Below are 14,766 nucleotides of genomic sequence, written 5' to 3'. Positions count from 1 at the left end.
CCGCGCCGCGGGGCGCCCCCCGCCCCCGGCTCACCTGCAACACGATCGATTCCGTGCTGGCGGCGGCGCTCGCCGGCCAGGGCATCGCGCAGCTGCTGTCCTACCAGGTCGCCCCGGCGCTGGCGGAAGGACGCCTGCGGCTCGTCCTCGACGATCCGGAGGCGGCCCCGATGCCGGTCCATGTCGTCAGCCCCGAGGGCCGGCGCGCCCCCGCCAAGGTGCGCGCCTTCATCGACCTCGCCGTGCCCCGGCTCCGGGCCGACCCGCGGGTCAACCCGCAGCGCTCCTGAGGCTGTCTCCACGAGGATTTTCCCGGCCATGCGCGACCTGCCCCCCGACCTCGCCGCGCACCTGGCCGGCGGGGCCACCACCCTGTGCCATTGCTGGGCGCTCACCCGGCGCGACGGGCTGCGCCTCGGCTTCACGGACCACGACCGCGACCTGACCTTCGGGGGCCTGACGCATGCGGCCGGCACCGGCCTGGAGGCGGCCGAGGCCACCGCCGAACTCGGCTTCGCCATCGCGGGCGGCGAGGTGGCGGGGGCGCTCAGCGCGATGGGCCTCACGGAGGCCGACATCGCGGGCGGCCTCTACGACGGGGCCGGCGTGGAGACCTGGCTGGTGAATTGGAGCGACCCGGAGATCCGCCTGCTCCTCGAGATCGGCACGGTCGGCGAGGTCCGCCGCGCCGGGGGCGCCTTCGTGGCCGAGTTGCGCGGGCTGATGGACCGCCTCGACGCCGAACTAGGCCGGACCTACCGCGCCACCTGCGGGGCCGATCTCGGCGATGCGCGCTGCCGGGTCGACCTGACGGACGCGCGGCTCTCCACCACCGGCAGCGTGCGCGCCACGCCCGAGCCCGGCACCCTGGAGGTGGTGCTGGCCGGCACCTTCCCGGACCATTGGTTCGCGGGCGGGCGGCTCGTCTGGACCAGCGGGTCCGCCAGCGGCCACGCGGCCGACCTGCGGGCGCAAGTCGCGGCGGACGGCGCGGTCCGCCTCGAACTCTGGCAGGCGCCCGCCGCCGCGATCCGGGCCGGCGACCGCTTCCGCCTGAACGCGGGCTGCGACAAGCGCCTGGCCACCTGCCGCGAGAAATTCGCCAACGTGCCGAACTTCCAGGGCTTCCCGCACCTGCCGGGCAACGACTTCGTGCTGCGCCCGGTCCCCGGCTCCGGCCCGGGCCTCGACGGCGGCAGCCTGTTCCGCTGAGGCCGCCATGAAGACCGAAACGGTGCCCCCCGAGACGATCGTCGCCCTGGCGCGGGGCTGGATCGGCACGCCCTACCGCCACCAGGCCTCCCTCAAGGGTGTCGGCTGCGACTGCCTCGGCCTCCTGCGCGGGGTCTGGCGCGAGGCCCTCGGCCCCGAACCGGAGGCGGCCCCGCCCTATTCCGCGTCCTGGGCCGAATCCGCAGCGCCCGGCAGCGATCCCCTGGCGGAGGCGGCAAGGCGCCATCTCGCGCCCGTCGACGGACCGCCCCGGGCCGGCGACGTGCTGCTGTTCCGCTTCCGCGCCCACCTGCCGGCCCGGCACTGCGCCATCGCCACCGGCACCGGCGCTGGCGCCGGCACCGGCGCTGGCGCCGGCACGATGATCCACGCCCATGACGGCGCCGCCGTCACGGAGGTGGCCCTGACGGGCTGGTGGCTGCGCCATCTCGCGCACGTCTTCCGCTTTCCCGGCGCGGCGTAACGAACCGGGCAAAGGATCGCCCGCCCCCGCCGCCTGCAAGCCCGTTCCGGAGACCGCCATGGCCACGCTGATCCTGCAAACGGCCGGGGCGGCGGTCGGCACGGCGCTCGGCGGGCCGATCGGGGGCATCATCGGCAGCGCGGTCGGCGCGGCCGCCGGCTCCGGCATCGACGGGGCCCTGTTCGGCGGGTCCGGCACCCGCCGGGTCGAGGGTCCGCGCCTGTCGGACGTGGCGGGCCTGAGCTCCACCGAGGGCGACCCGATCCCACGCGTCTACGGCCGGGCCCGGATCGGCGGCACGCTGATCTGGGCGACCCGGCCCCTGGAGGTCGCGAGCACCAGCGTCGAGCGGGCGGCCGGGGCCAAGGGCGGCGGGGGCGGCGGCCGAACCGTGCGCACCGCCTACGCCTACTTCGTCGATCTCGCCATCGGCCTGTGCGAGGGCGAGATCGCCGGCATCCGCCGGGTCTGGGCGGACGGGCGCGAGCTCGACCTGACCACCCTCGCGTACCGCCTGCACCGGGGCGGGGCGGACCAGGCGCCCGACCCGCTCGTCGTCGCCAAGGAGGGGCCCGGGAACGCGCCCGCCTATCGGGGCCTCGCCTACGTGGTGTTCGAGCGCCTGGCGCTGGCCGAGTTCGGCAACCGCGTCCCGCAATTCGCCTTCGAGGTGATCCGTCCGGTCTCGGGTCTCGCCGGGATGATCCGGGCCGTCTGCCTGATTCCCGGCTCCACGGAGTTCGGGCTCGACCCGGCGCGCGTCACCGAGGATTCCGGCTTCGGGACCACGCGGCCCGCCAACCGCTTCCAGCTTCAGGCCGGCACCGACGTCGTCGCCTCCCTCGACGCGCTCCAGGCCCTGTGCCCGCGCCTGACCCGCGTCTCCGTGGTGGCGAGCTGGTTCGGCGACGACCTGCGCGTCGGCGCCTGCACGATCCAGCCGAAGGTCGACAATGCCACCAAGGTGACGACCGGCGACGTCTGGTCGGTGGCCGGCCTCGGACGGGCGCAGGTCGGCCGCGTCTCGGCGGCGCCGGGGGGCGGCCCCGCCTATGGCGGCACTCCCTCGGATGCGGGCCTGACCCGGCTCGTGGCCGAGTTGCGCCGGCGCGGCCTCGGCGTGGTGCTCTATCCCTTCGTGATGATGGACGTGCCCGCCGGCAACACCCGGCCCGACCCGCGCGGGGCCGGAAACCAGCCCCCCTATCCCTGGCGCGGGCGCATCACCTGCCACCCCGCCCCCGGCCTGCCGGCAAGCCCCGACGGCACGGCGGCGGCGGACGCGCAGGTGGCCGCGTTCTTCGAATCCTATCGCGGGTTCCTGCTGCACTACGCGGACCTGGCGGCCGCCTGGATGGCGCAGGGGGTGGACATCGCCGGCTTCATCGTCGGCAGCGAGTTCGTCGGCCTTACCCGGGTGCGCGGCGCGGGCGGCGCCTACCCGGCGGTGGCGGGCTTTCGCGATATCGCCCGGGCGGTGCGCGCCCGCCTCGGGGCCGGCGTGAAGCTCGTCTACGCCGCCGACTGGACCGAGTACGGGGCGGATGTCCGCGACGGCGGGGCGACGATCCGCTTTCCCCTCGACGCCCTCTTCGCCGACCCGGCTATCGACGCCGTCGGGATCGACTACTACCCGCCGCTCAGCGACTGGCGCGACGGGACCGCCCACGCCGACCGGGCGCTCGCCGGGGACATCTACGACCGGGCCTACCTGAAGGACCGGATCGGCGCCGGGGAAGCGTTCGACTGGTTCTATCGCGACGCCGCCGACCGGGCCGCGCAGGTCCGCACGCCGATCACCGACGGGGCCTACGGCAAGCCCTGGATCCACCGGGCCAAGGACCTCGTGGGCTGGTGGTCGAACCCCCATGTCGAGCGCGACGGCGGCCGCGAGACCCGGACCACCGCCTGGGTGCCGCGGGCGAAACCGATCTGGCTCACCGAGATCGGCGTGCCGGCGGTGGACCGGGGCACCAACGGCCCCAACGTCTTCCCCGACCCGAAATCCGCGGAGAACGCCGCCCCGCCGCACTCGCGGGGCATGCGGGACGACCTGATCCAGGCCCGGGGCCTCGCCGCCATCCTGGGCCGGTTCGATGCCGGCCTGCCCGGCTTCGAGCCCGCCCACAACCCGGTCTCGCCCCTCTACGGCGGCCCCATGGTGCCGGCCGATTCGATCTTCGTCTGGGCCTGGGACGCGCGGCCCTTCCCGGCCTTTCCGGATTTCGACACCGTCTGGGCGGATGCCGGCAACTGGGCCGTGGGCCACTGGATCACCGGGCGCCTGGAGGGGCTGGAACTCGACCGCCTCGTCGGCGCGATCCTGTCCGACCTCGGCATCGCCGTACCGGCCGCGATCACGGCGGACGCCTTCCTCGACGGCTACGTCATCGACCGCCCGATGTCGGCCCGGGCCGCCCTGGAGCCCCTGGCGGAGGTCTACGGCCTCGACGTCGCGGCCTTGGCAGGGACCCTGACCGTGCGCGGGCCGCGCCGCGCGGTCCCGCTGGTCCTGGAGGCCGGCGACCTCGTGACGGTGCGGGCCGGGGACGCGCCCCTGAACCGGGTCCGCGCGGAGGAGGCGGAACTGCCCCGCTCGGTCGAGTTCGGCTTCACCGATGCGGACAGCCCCGAATACCGCCGCGCCAGCGCCGCCGCGATCCGCCCCACCGGCGCGCGCCGGCGCGAGGCGCGGATGGAGGCCGCCATCGTCACCCGCCGCGAGAGCGCCGAGGCCCTGGCCGAGGCCGCCCTCGACGCCCGCCTCGCCGCCCGCGACACCGCCCGCTTCACCGTGAGCCCGCGCCGGATCGAGCTCGTGCCCGGCGACCTCCTCGCCCTGCCGGGCGAAGGCGCGCCCCACCGCATCCTGCGCATCGCCGACAACCCGCAGGGTCGGCAGGTGGAGACGCGCGGGGTGCCGCTCGCCGGTGGCCTGTCCCGGGCCGCCGAGCGGGCGGAGGCGCGCCCGCGCCGCGCCCTGCCGGCGCTCGCCGGGCCGCCCTTCGCGATCGCCCTCGACCTGCCGGCCGATCGCGGCGCACCGGCGCCCCTCCAGGTGCTGGCGGTGGCGGCCGATCCCTGGCCCGGCACGGTGGCGATCTGGCGGGCGGAGGGCGCCGAGGCCCCCTTGAGCCCGTTCGGCACCGCCGACTACCCCGCCGCCCTCGGCGAGACCCTGACCGAACTCGCCCCCGGCCCGCTCTGGCGCTTCGACCGGGGCGCCCGGCTCGACGTCCGCCTGCGGCATGCGGGCGATCTCGGATCGATCGCCCCGGGCGCGGCGCTCGCGGGCGGCAATCTCTTCGCCCTGCGGGGGCCCGAGGGAGACATCGAGCTGGTCTCGGCGGCGGGCGCTACGCTGATCGGGCGGGAGACCTACCGCCTGACCGGCCTCCTGCGGGGGCTCGCCGGAAGCGAGGCCGCGGCCGGGCGGCCCACCCCGGCCGGCAGCCTCGTCGTGCGCCTCGACGCGGCGATCGTGCCCCTCGTCACGCGCCTCGACGAGGCCGGACGGCGCTTCCGCTACCGGATCGGCCCCGCCGAGCGCGATCCCGCCGACCCGGCCTTCGTGGAGCTGTCCGCGCAGGCCGGCCTGGACGCCTTCCGTCCCTTGCGCCCGGTCCATCTGCGCGCCCGGCGGGAGCCGGCGGGCGTGCGCCTGTCCTGGATGCGCCGGGCCCGGCGCGACGGCGATTCCTGGGACGTGGCCGAACCGCCGGGGGAAGCGCCGGACGCCTACCGGGTCACGGTGTTCGGACGCGACGGCGCGAGCCTGCGCAGCCTGACGGCGGACGGGCCGGGCCTGCTCTACGCCGCCGCCGACGAGGCCGCCGATTTCGGCGGCCCCCAAGACCGGCTCGACGTCGCCGTCGCCCAGATCGGCACCCTGACCGGGCCCGGCCCGGCGACGCGCGGCAGCCTTCCGGTCCGCGCGCCCTGAACCGGGCCCGCCTCCCGTCCCCAACCCCGTTCCGGAGCCGGCCGATGTCCGAGACCACCCCCCGCCTCGCCCTGCCGCTGATCGCGGCGGGGCAGGCGCAGAAGCACGTCACCCACAACGAGGCCCTGGCCGAGCTCGACGCCCTGGTCCACCTCGCCTGCCTCGACAAGGACCGGGCGAGCCCACCACCGAGCCCGGCCGAGGGCGACCGCTACCTCGTTCTGGCGTCCGCGCCGACCGGCGCCTGGGCCGGGCTCTCGGGGCAGGTCGTCCGCTTCCAGGACGGGGTCTGGATCGGCGCGGTCCCCCAGGCGGGCTGGCTCGCCTGGATCGCCGACGAGGGCCTGCTCTACGTCCATTCGGGCAGCGCCTGGATCGCCCTCGGCAGCACCATCGCGGCCCTGCAGAACCTCGCGCGCTTGGGGCTTGGCACGACGGCGGATGCCGGCAACCCGTTCGCCGCCAAGCTGAACAAGGCCCTCTGGACCGCCCTGACCACCGGCGAGGGCGGATCGGGCGACCTGCGCTATACCCTCAACAAGCAGGCCGCCGGCAACGTCCTCTCGCTCCTGTTCCAGAGCGGCTTTTCCGGCCGGGCCGAACTCGGCCTCACGGGCGACGACGACTTGTCCCTGAAGGTCTCGGCCGATGGCGGCACCTTCACGGAAGCGCTGCGGATCGATCGGGTGACGGGCAACGTCGACGCGACTGCGGCCGAGGCGAGCATCGCGGCGGCGGCCACCGTCAATCTTGGCGCACTCGCGGCGACCCGCGTTGCCGTCACCGGCACGGGCACCGTGTCGAGCTTCGGAAGCGTCGCCAAGCGCGTGCGAATCCTCCGCTTCACGGGAGCGGTGACGCTCACGCACAACCCGCCCTCGCTCTCGCTGCCGACCGGAGCCAACATTCTGACGGAGGCGGGTGACGCGGCCCTCACCGCCTCGGACCCGGCAGGGAATTGGCGGGTGCTCATTTTCGCCCGTGCTTCCGGCAAGCCGCTCGCCGGGATCGGGACACAGGACGCCAGCGCCGTCACGATCACGGGCGGGGCTATCAACAATACGCCGATCGGCGCGGCGACCCCATCGACAGTAAACGCGACCAACTATTTGCTCGGCGGCGTGCCGGCTGTATCTTCGTCGGCAGAGTTCAGGTTCCTGAATTACTCAAGCGGCAAACAGGCGCTGGCCTACGCCGATCTATACGGCTCGCAGACATATTACACCGCAAACCTGATCGTTTTTCGGACGGAGGCCATGGCGACTATCCTGCGCCTGGAAAGCGGACTGGCAACGCTCTCGGGTGTGCTCAAGCCAAGTGCCGACAATACATATAGCCTGTGTATGGCGACGAACCGAGCGACGGTTATTTACGCGGCCACCGGAACCATCAACACGTCGGACGCGCGGGAGAAGACGCCCGTTCGTCCGCTCACGGATCAGGAGCTTGCGGCAGCGAAGGCCCTGGCGCGCGAGGTGGGCGTCTTCGGGTGGCTCGCGGCGATCGAGCAAAAGGGCGACGCTGCCCGCCTGCACATCGGCATGACGGTGCAGCGGGCGATGGAGATCATGGGGGCGCATGGTCTCGACGCCGTGCGGTACGGCCTCGTCTGCCATGACACATGGGACGCCATCCCGCCGACACCCGCCCTCGAGGCGCGGGCGCCCGAATACGACGCGGACGGGGTCATGATCGACCCTGGCGAATTCGGACGGCCGGCCGACCCTGGCCGCGCGGCCGGGGACCGCTTCGGCTTCCGGGTCGATCAGCTTCTTCTGTTCCTGGCGCGCGGGTTCGATGCGCGGCTCGGGGCCCTCGAAGCCAGGACGCCTTGAGGCTCATGACGCCTTGAGGCTTCAGGACGCCTTGAGCTTTCAGCGCAGGTAGCCCGCCGCCTGCAGGCTCGCTTCCACCACGGGGCAGAACCCCGACAGGGGATTGTCGTTCTCCGCCGCCGGTGGCCGCACCGGCCGCATCGGCGGAAATTCCAGGTCCGGAGGCGCCGCGGCCGCGACGGGTTGGATGGCCGCGCCGCCGGAAACCGCCGGACCGTCGTCCTCTGGCAAATCCCGCCTCAAAGCAGCCGAGACAAGCTTTCGCAGCATATCCGCCTCCTGATCACGTGATCAGGGTGGATGTCGCATTGATTCCCGCAGTCTTCAAGCACCCGGAGATCGGACATGGACATGAGCACCATCGGCGAAGCCGTGCTGATCGCCCGGGAGGGCCGCCGCCTGACCGCCTACCGCGACAGCGTCGGCATCTGGACCATCGGCGTCGGACACACCGCCGCCGCCGGGCCGCCCGTGGTCACGCCGGGGCTGCGGCTCACCGAAGCCGCCTGCGACGCGCTCTTCCGGCGCGATCTCGCCCGCTACGTGCGCAGCGTGGCGGCGGCGGTCCCGGCGGACCTGCCGGACCACGCCTTCGACGCCCTGGTCTCGCTCTGCTTCAACATCGGCCCGGCGGCCTTCGCGCGCTCGACGGTGCTGCGCCGCCTGGGAGCGGGGGACCGCGCCGGGGCCGCCGAGGCGATCCTGATGTGGAACCGCCCGGCCGCGCTGATCCCGCGCCGGGGCGCCGAGTACGATCAGTTCCGCACGCCCTACGCCCAGGCCCTGCCCCGGGCCCGCCGGGGCGACGCGGCGCCGATCCCCGCCCCGAGCCCGCCGGTCTCGAGCCTCCCCGCCCCGCGCCGGTCCGTGCCGCGCGTGCGGGTCCCGGTCCCGGCCGCGCTTGCCTCCTCACCCCTTGCCCCCCTGCCGGCGTCGGAGACCCCGCCGGCGCCGGGGGTTTGGGCTCGCCTCTGGTCCGCCCTGCGGGCCGGCGCCGGCCGGACCGGCTGATCACCCCGAGCCCCCTCGCCGCATCTCCTGCCCGAATCCCGTCGCCGAACCCCGGAGTCCGCCATGGTCCCTCTCGCCGCATCCCGCGTCCGTCCGCTCGCCGCCGGAGCCGTGATCCTCGCCGCCCTCACCGGTCCTTGCGCGGCCGCCGGGCCTACGATCGTCCTGCCCTGGGGCGATGCCCTCGCGGAGGCGATCCAGGCCCTGGGCGCCGTACTCGTCCCCCTGGCCGCCACCGCGGCCCTGGCGGCCCTGGCCCGCCTGACCGGCCCCTTGCGCGTCCTCGTCACCAGCACCCTGGTGGAGCGGCTCGTGCGCAACGTCGCCGATTACGGCATCAACGCCGTGGCGGGGGCCGTGCGCGGCCGGACCCTGACGGTGCCGGTGGGCGCGCGGGTGATCGCGAGCGCGGTCGAGCGTGGCCTCGAACAGGCCCCGGGCTGGCTCGTCCGCGCCGCCGGCGGGGTCGAGGGCCTCGGCGAGAAGGTGTTCCGCAGCCTTCCCCTCGAGGAGGCGGCCACGGCGGACAACACCCTCGCCCCCGCCCTGCAGGCCGCGCGCGGGCGCCGCCCCGCCACCCTGCCCTGACCACCCCGCGCGCCGGAGACCGGGCCCTTGGAAAAGATCGCCCTCGAAGCCGCGCGCCTGCTCGTCTCCCAGGAGGGCGCGGGTTGGACCGTCGCCGTCCTGCTCGGGCTCGCCTGCCTCCACCTGCACCGCGAGGGCGCCCGCGCCCAGGAGGCGCGCCTGGGGGATGCGGGCGCCACCGCGACCGCCCTGGAGCGGGCCTCGCAGACCAACGCCGCCGTGGCGGCCGCCCTGGAAAGCAGGACCCGCGTGCTGGAGGACCTGGCCAGGCTCACCGCCGAGGTCGCGCGCGGCGTCGAGCGGAGCGACGAGCGCGGCCGCGAGAAGTTCGACGAGATCCTGCGCCGGCTCGGCGAGCCGCGCGACCGCCCCTGAGGAGGATGCCGTGACCCGACCCGACCTTCGCCCGCTCCGGCGCGGGCGCTGCCGCCGCCTCGCGGCCCTGCGCCTCACCGCCGCCCGCCGGCGCTTCGAGCGCTCCAGCCTGGCCCTGCGCAAGGCCGCCCTCGACCATGTCGACCGGCAGGCCGAGATCGGCTCGGTCCTGCAGGCGACCCTCGCCCGCCTCGCCCCGGGCAGCCTCTGATACGGCCCTCGCGTGATCGGAGCGGCGGACCGTATCGCCCGAACCCGCGTGGCGTTCGAGCAAAGCCCAGATCCGTCATCCCGCACGGATCGCCGGACGGGATCGGCACGAGGGATGCGCATGCCGATTGTGGAGGAGCCCGGTGGGGGGCAGCCATGCCGGGAACCGGATGGCCGAGGTTCGGCTTGGCTCGCTATTCAGGGCGCATTCAGTGCCTCGTCCCTAGATCTGTCCATCATGCGTATCCTTCTCGCCCTGTTGTTGATCGGACTGACCATCGCGGGATTCGCGACGGGTTCGATCGATACGCTCGCCGAGGAGACCTCCGGTACGGTCGCGGCCCCCCTCGTCACCGTTCCGCGCAGCGAGACCTGCCTCAGTGCCGCAGACCTGCGCGAGGCGGTGGCCGACAAGCGCGTGATCGCCCCCGTGGCGGCGATCCGCGCGGCCCGGCAGGTCATCCCGCGCGCCGAGATCCAGCGGGCGCGCCTGTGCCGCAACGACGAGACGCTGGTCTACCTGCTCACGGCCCTGCGCCGGGACGGGCAGTTCGTCCACGTCATGGTGGACGCCACCACCGGTCAGGTCAGCGGACCCTGAGGCCGTCGAACGTGATCGCGCGGGGACCCGGAAGGGTGTTTCGCGTCCGGCGCGGGCCGTCTAACGTGCGTTGCTCGCGACGGACGAGGTTCGGGCCATCATCGTAGGAGTTCTGGACCGTGCGCTTGCTCGTGGTGGAGGATGACCGGGATATCAACCGGCAGGTGGTGACCGCGCTGGAAGAGGCCGGCTACGTGGCCGACAAGGCCTTCGACGGCGAGGAGGGCGGCTATCTCGGCGAGAACGAGCCCTACGACGCGATCATCCTCGACATGGGCCTGCCCAAGACCGACGGCGTCAGCGTCCTCCAGAAGTGGCGCCGGGCCGGCATCAAGACCCCGGTCATCATCCTCACGGCCCGGGACCGCTGGTCCGACAAGGTCGACGGCTTCGACGCAGGCGCCGACGACTACGTGACGAAGCCCTTCCACATGGAGGAGCTGATGGCCCGCGTGCGTGCCCTGCTGCGGCGCGCGGCCGGCCACGCCACCAGCCAGATCGCCTGCGGGCCGGTGGTGCTCGACACCCGCTCCGGCCGGGTCTTCGTGGACGGCAACCCGGTCAAGCTCACGAGCCACGAGTACCGCCTGCTCTCCTACCTGATGCACCACACCGGCCGCGTGGTCTCGCGGGCCGAGCTGACCGAGCACCTCTACGACCAGGATTTCGACCGCGATTCCAACACCATCGAGGTCTTCGTCGGCCGCCTGCGCAAGAAGCTCGCGGTCGACCTGATCCAGACCGTGCGGGGGCTGGGCTACCTCGTCGATCCGAACCAGCCCGCGCCGCGGGTGTGATTTCAGCGGGTTCCGGCGAGGTCGGTCCGCGCGAAGTCGTCGCCCTTGAAGAGCAACGGGGCGGCATGGATCTTGGCCATCGCATAGGCGAAGCAATCGCCCATGTTGAGTTGGGCCGGGTGCCCCGTTCCCTTGCCATACCGGGCGAAGGCCGCGATCGCCTGTGTGCCTGCCTCTGGCGGGATCGCCATCAGGCGGATACCGGCGGCATCCAGGAAGGCAGTCAAATCGGCCTGCGCGACCTCGGCGGATGTTTGGCGCTTTCGGCAAATCCCCAGCACGGCTTCATAGACTGCGATCGCAGAGGTGAACCGGTCGGGGGCAGCCTCCAAGCGATCGAGAAGGTCGTCGCTGCCGACCTCGGATGCCAGGATCGCCACCAGAGCCGACGCGTCGACAAACATCAGGCATCACCACTGATTTCGTCGTAGAAAGCCTTGTCGGCTTCGAGGCCGGTCGGTGGATAGGAAGCGATACGCTCCTGTATCGGTCGAATCCGCTCACGCAGGCTGAGCTTTTCGGCATCGCGTCGCAATTCGTTGCCGACAGCAAGCTTGATGGCATCGGTGAGAGCGATCCCCTTTCGCTCGGCGAGCATGCGCACAAGCCGGTCGGCTTCGGGGTCGCGGATGTGGAGTGCCATGGTCGATTCTTCGCCTCTCTCAGCGCATTCCGGAAACTTTGGATCACGGAAGGTCATCCAAAGCGTCTTGGACAAGGCGTCTTGGACAAAGCGTCTTGGCGTTGCATTCGCCATGCGCGTCGGCATCCGTGCACGCGAGGCCGCATCGGACATGTACATAACGCCATCAGCCTGTCTACATCGATCCGTCGCGCTGCCGGGCGCATGGCGAGGATGATCACACATTGACGACGGACGCCGCATGATTCCCTCTCCCTCCTGGCTCCCGATGCGTCGCCGCTCGATCGCGGTGCGTCTGGCCACCTCGGCGCTGCTGGCGAGTTCGGCGATCCTGCTGATCGCCGCCTGGATTCTCACGACCCTGTACCGCGAGAACACCGAGCGGGCCTTCGACAGCCGTCTCCTCGTCTACGCCAACAACCTCGCCACCGACCTCGTCTCGCCCAACGATCCGGAGAGCCGGTCCTTCACCCTGAGCGATCCGCGCTTCGACCTGCCGCTGTCGGGCTGGTACTGGCAGATCGGGCGCCCCGACGCGAAGCCCCGCGACTTGCGCACCTCGCGCTCCCTCGTCGGCGTGCCCCTGAAGGCCGCCGGCACGCCCGACACCAAGGCGGGCATCGGCCAGATCCGCCAGGGCTATGGCCGGGCCCAGGACGAGCGCCGCCTGCGCGTCATCGAGCGCGACGTCGATCTCGGCGAGGAGGGCCGCTACACCGTGCGGGTCGCCGGCCCCGCCGACGAGATCGAGAACGACGTCGATCGCTTCCGTTTCTCGCTGATGGTCACCTTCGGCCTGCTCGGCCTCTCGCTGGCGCTCACCACCCTGCTGCAGATCCGCTTCGGCCTCGCGCCGCTCGCCAAGCTGCGGAACGCGCTGGGCGCCATCCGGCGGGGGGAATCCGACCGCATCACCGGCGAGTATCCGCGCGACATCGCGCCCCTGGCGGGTGAGGTGAACCTGCTCATCGAGACCAACCGGGAGATCCTGGAGCGGGCGCGCACCCAGGTCGGCAACCTCGCCCACGCCCTGAAGACGCCGCTCTCGATCATCGTCAACGAGGTCGGCGCGGCGGACGCGCCCGGCGATCTCTCCGCCAAGATCCGCGAGCAGGCGGCCGTGATGCGCGACCAGGTGAACTACCACCTCGACCGGGCCCGGGCGGCAGCGCTCGCCGGCACGCTCGGCACCTCGACGGAGGTCGAGCCGGCCCTCGCCGGCCTGGTTCGCACCTTCGGCAAGATCTACCGCGACAAGGACATCGCCTACGAGGTCCACGTGCCGGCGGGCCTGCGCTTCCGGGGCGAACGCCAGGACTTCGAGGAGATGATCGGCAACCTCGTCGACAACGCCTCGAAATGGGCCGGCAGCCGGGTGGCGATCCGGGCGGAGGCGGTGGGCAAGGACGATTATCCCCACCTTCTGGTGGCGATCGAGGACGACGGCCCGGGCCTCGCCCCGGAGGACCGGGCGGCGGTGCTCGGGCGCGGGCGGCGCCTCGACGAGACGAAGCCCGGCTCCGGCCTCGGCCTCTCGATCGTGGCCGATCTCGCGACCCTCTATCGCGGGCGCTTCCGCCTGGAGGAGGCGACCCTGGGCGGCCTGCGGGCGGTGATCGAGGTGCCGGGCGACGCGCCGGCCGGCGTCGCGCCGCACTGAGGCGGCCGGGTCCGGCGGGCCGGAGCCGCCGGGCGTTTGATCCGCCGGGCGTATCCGCTAAGGTTGTGCCGTTCTTCCCAGCGCGTGCGCGTGACACCGTGTCGCCCGATGTCCGCATCGTGCCGGCGGGAGCCCGCGTCTACATGCAAGCGGGGCAGCGTCCGGGGCGTGATGACGGCACTTTGGTTCATACTGGCGTTCATGACCGGCACGGCGGTGTTCGCCCTGCTCTGGCCGATGTCGCGCCGGGCCGATCCGGCCGCCGCGCCGGAAGCCGGGGGCCTCGCCACCGAGACCGGGTTCTACGAGGATCAGCTGCGCGAGATCGCGCGCGACGAGGCCCGCGGCCTGATCGCCGCCCCCGAGGCTGAGGCCGCCCGCACCGAGGCGGCGCGGAGGCTGATCCGGGCCAACCGGGCCGGCGTGCCCGTGAGCCCCGGCATGGCCGAGCCGGCCCTGCGCCAGCGCCGGGCCGCCTCCGCCTTCGCGCTCTCCACCATCCCCCTCGTCGCCCTCATCGCCTACGGGATCTACGGCTCGCCCCACATGCCGGCCCAGAGCGCGGCCGAGCGGCAATCCGTGCAGAGCGCCGACCAGGACCTCCTCAAGGCCATCGGCCAGATCGAGGCGCGCCTGGCCGCCGATCCCACCGACGGGCGCGGCTGGTCGGTGCTGGCCCCCGTCTACATGCGGATGGGCCGTTTCGACGACGCGGCGCATGCCTACGAGGCCGCGAGCCGCATCCTCGGCGAGACGCCGCAGCGCCTGTCCGACTGGGGCGAGGCCCTGGTGGCGGGGGCCAACGGCGCCGTCTCACCCCAGGCCAAGGCGATCTTCCAGCGCGCGATCGACCTCGACGGTCAGGTCGCCAAGCCGCAATTCTACCTGGCCCGGGCGGCCGAGCTCGAGGGCGACATCCCCGATGCGATCCGCCGCCTGCAGGCGATGGTCGCGGCGGCCCCCGCCGACGCGCCCTGGCTCCCCCTGGTGACGGAGAACCTCGCGCGCCTGAAGGGCGAGGCGCCGGCTCAAGGCCAGACTCAAGCCCAGGCCGAGGCGCAGAACCAGGGGCGTGTCCAGACGCCCGACGCGGGGCGTGCCGCCGCGCTCCAGTCCCTGCCACCGGCCGGGCGCGAAGGCGCCATCCGGGGCATGGTCGAGGGCCTCGACCGGCGGCTTTCCGACACGGGCGGCAGCCTCGACGAGTGGCTGCGCCTCGTGCGCTCCTACGGCGTGCTCAAGGAGCGCGACAAGGCCGCCGCCGCCCTGGAGCGGGCGCGCAAGGCCCTGGCGGACGATCCTGAGGCCAAGGGCCGGCTGGACGAGATGGCCCGCGAGGTCGGGCTCGCCGGCGCCCCGGCCCCGGGCGTGCCGAGCGCCGCCGACGAGGCGGGGCGCGCGGGCACC

15 protein-coding genes are annotated in these 14,766 nt (G+C 73.3%); 13 read left to right on the top strand and 2 right to left on the bottom strand.

Annotated features, from left to right (window positions below; all coding sequences use genetic code 11):
- From K2X24_RS16605 to K2X24_RS16555, 11 genes are all read left to right on the top strand, one after another.
- Window positions 1–290, top strand: a 290-nt coding sequence (locus K2X24_RS16605) for a LysR substrate-binding domain-containing protein (protein ID WP_292499450.1), incomplete at its 5' end; no start/stop codon positions are given.
- Between the two features lie 28 nt (window positions 291–318).
- Entirely contained in the window at window positions 319–1,212 is an 894-nt protein-coding gene (locus tag K2X24_RS16600; RefSeq protein ID WP_292499449.1) for a DUF2163 domain-containing protein, read from the top strand.
- A 7-nt stretch (window positions 1,213–1,219) separates the two neighbouring features.
- Window positions 1,220–1,696, top strand: coding sequence for an NlpC/P60 family protein (locus tag K2X24_RS16595; RefSeq protein WP_292499448.1), 477 nt, complete (start codon window positions 1,220–1,222; stop codon window positions 1,694–1,696).
- 58 nt (window positions 1,697–1,754) lie between these two features.
- Window positions 1,755–5,639: a glycoside hydrolase/phage tail family protein gene (locus K2X24_RS16590; protein ID WP_292499447.1), complete on the top strand. Its 3,885-nt coding sequence runs from the start codon at window positions 1,755–1,757 to the stop codon at window positions 5,637–5,639.
- 44 nt (window positions 5,640–5,683) lie between these two features.
- A complete protein-coding gene (locus K2X24_RS16585; protein WP_292499446.1) occupies window positions 5,684–7,474 on the top strand; it encodes a DUF2793 domain-containing protein in 1,791 nt (596 codons plus the stop codon).
- 345 nt (window positions 7,475–7,819) lie between these two features.
- The gene (locus K2X24_RS16580; protein ID WP_292499445.1) at window positions 7,820–8,485 is read left to right on the top strand and encodes a lysozyme; all 666 of its coding nucleotides are present in this window, start codon (window positions 7,820–7,822) and stop codon (window positions 8,483–8,485) included.
- 63 nt (window positions 8,486–8,548) lie between these two features.
- On the top strand, window positions 8,549–9,073 hold the full coding sequence (locus K2X24_RS16575) for a hypothetical protein (protein WP_292499444.1): 525 nt from the start codon (window positions 8,549–8,551) through the stop codon (window positions 9,071–9,073).
- Window positions 9,074–9,100: 27 nt separating this feature from the next.
- Window positions 9,101–9,448, top strand: coding sequence for a hypothetical protein (locus K2X24_RS16570; protein ID WP_292499443.1), 348 nt, complete (start codon window positions 9,101–9,103; stop codon window positions 9,446–9,448).
- A 10-nt stretch (window positions 9,449–9,458) separates the two neighbouring features.
- Window positions 9,459–9,659, top strand: coding sequence for a hypothetical protein (locus K2X24_RS16565; protein ID WP_292499442.1), 201 nt, complete (start codon window positions 9,459–9,461; stop codon window positions 9,657–9,659).
- Window positions 9,660–9,896: 237 nt separating this feature from the next.
- Window positions 9,897–10,259: a PepSY domain-containing protein gene (locus K2X24_RS16560; protein WP_292499441.1), complete on the top strand. Its 363-nt coding sequence runs from the start codon at window positions 9,897–9,899 to the stop codon at window positions 10,257–10,259.
- A 119-nt stretch (window positions 10,260–10,378) separates the two neighbouring features.
- A complete protein-coding gene (locus tag K2X24_RS16555) occupies window positions 10,379–11,056 on the top strand; it encodes a response regulator transcription factor (RefSeq protein WP_238280970.1) in 678 nt (225 codons plus the stop codon).
- 2 nt (window positions 11,057–11,058) lie between these two features.
- Here K2X24_RS16555 and K2X24_RS16550 read toward each other — a convergent pair whose 3' ends face one another.
- Both K2X24_RS16550 and K2X24_RS16545 read right to left on the bottom strand, forming a co-directional pair.
- Window positions 11,059–11,460, bottom strand: a complete 402-nt coding sequence (locus tag K2X24_RS16550; protein ID WP_292499440.1) for a type II toxin-antitoxin system VapC family toxin — start codon at window positions 11,458–11,460, stop codon at window positions 11,059–11,061.
- Window positions 11,460–11,852 carry a type II toxin-antitoxin system VapB family antitoxin gene (locus K2X24_RS16545; RefSeq protein ID WP_292499439.1) on the bottom strand — a complete coding sequence of 131 codons (393 nt, stop codon included), beginning with the start codon at window positions 11,850–11,852 and terminating at the stop codon, window positions 11,460–11,462. Before K2X24_RS16545 ends, K2X24_RS16550 begins: the two co-directional genes overlap by 1 nt.
- Before the next feature lie 88 nt (window positions 11,853–11,940).
- Between K2X24_RS16545 and K2X24_RS16540 the strand changes: the two genes are divergently transcribed.
- Both K2X24_RS16540 and ccmI read left to right on the top strand, forming a co-directional pair.
- Window positions 11,941–13,359, top strand: a complete 1,419-nt coding sequence (locus K2X24_RS16540) for a sensor histidine kinase (protein WP_292499438.1) — start codon at window positions 11,941–11,943, stop codon at window positions 13,357–13,359.
- A gap of 171 nt (window positions 13,360–13,530) precedes the next feature.
- On the top strand, window positions 13,531–14,766 hold a 1,236-nt coding region (ccmI, locus tag K2X24_RS16535), incomplete at its 3' end, for a c-type cytochrome biogenesis protein CcmI (protein ID WP_292499437.1).

Source organism: Methylobacterium sp. (assembly GCF_019750675.1).
Classification (GTDB): Bacteria; Pseudomonadota; Alphaproteobacteria; order Rhizobiales; family Beijerinckiaceae; genus Methylobacterium.
The sequence above is the reverse complement of the archived record's forward strand: the minus strand, read 5'-3'. Positions and strand labels throughout refer to the sequence as shown.

Coding starts and splice junctions, on each gene's coding strand:
- K2X24_RS16550 (WP_292499440.1), bottom strand. CDS start 11,460: ATGTTTGTCGACGCGTCGGCTCTGGTGGCGATCCTGGCATCCGAGGTC.
- K2X24_RS16580 (WP_292499445.1), top strand. CDS start 7,820: ATGGACATGAGCACCATCGGCGAAGCCGTGCTGATCGCCCGGGAGGGC.
- K2X24_RS16585 (WP_292499446.1), top strand. CDS start 5,684: ATGTCCGAGACCACCCCCCGCCTCGCCCTGCCGCTGATCGCGGCGGGG.
- K2X24_RS16540 (WP_292499438.1), top strand. CDS start 11,941: ATGATTCCCTCTCCCTCCTGGCTCCCGATGCGTCGCCGCTCGATCGCG.
- K2X24_RS16600 (WP_292499449.1), top strand. CDS start 319: ATGCGCGACCTGCCCCCCGACCTCGCCGCGCACCTGGCCGGCGGGGCC.
- K2X24_RS16545 (WP_292499439.1), bottom strand. CDS start 11,852: ATGTCCGATGCGGCCTCGCGTGCACGGATGCCGACGCGCATGGCGAAT.
- K2X24_RS16595 (WP_292499448.1), top strand. CDS start 1,220: ATGAAGACCGAAACGGTGCCCCCCGAGACGATCGTCGCCCTGGCGCGG.
- K2X24_RS16590 (WP_292499447.1), top strand. CDS start 1,755: ATGGCCACGCTGATCCTGCAAACGGCCGGGGCGGCGGTCGGCACGGCG.
- K2X24_RS16575 (WP_292499444.1), top strand. CDS start 8,549: ATGGTCCCTCTCGCCGCATCCCGCGTCCGTCCGCTCGCCGCCGGAGCC.
- K2X24_RS16560 (WP_292499441.1), top strand. CDS start 9,897: ATGCGTATCCTTCTCGCCCTGTTGTTGATCGGACTGACCATCGCGGGA.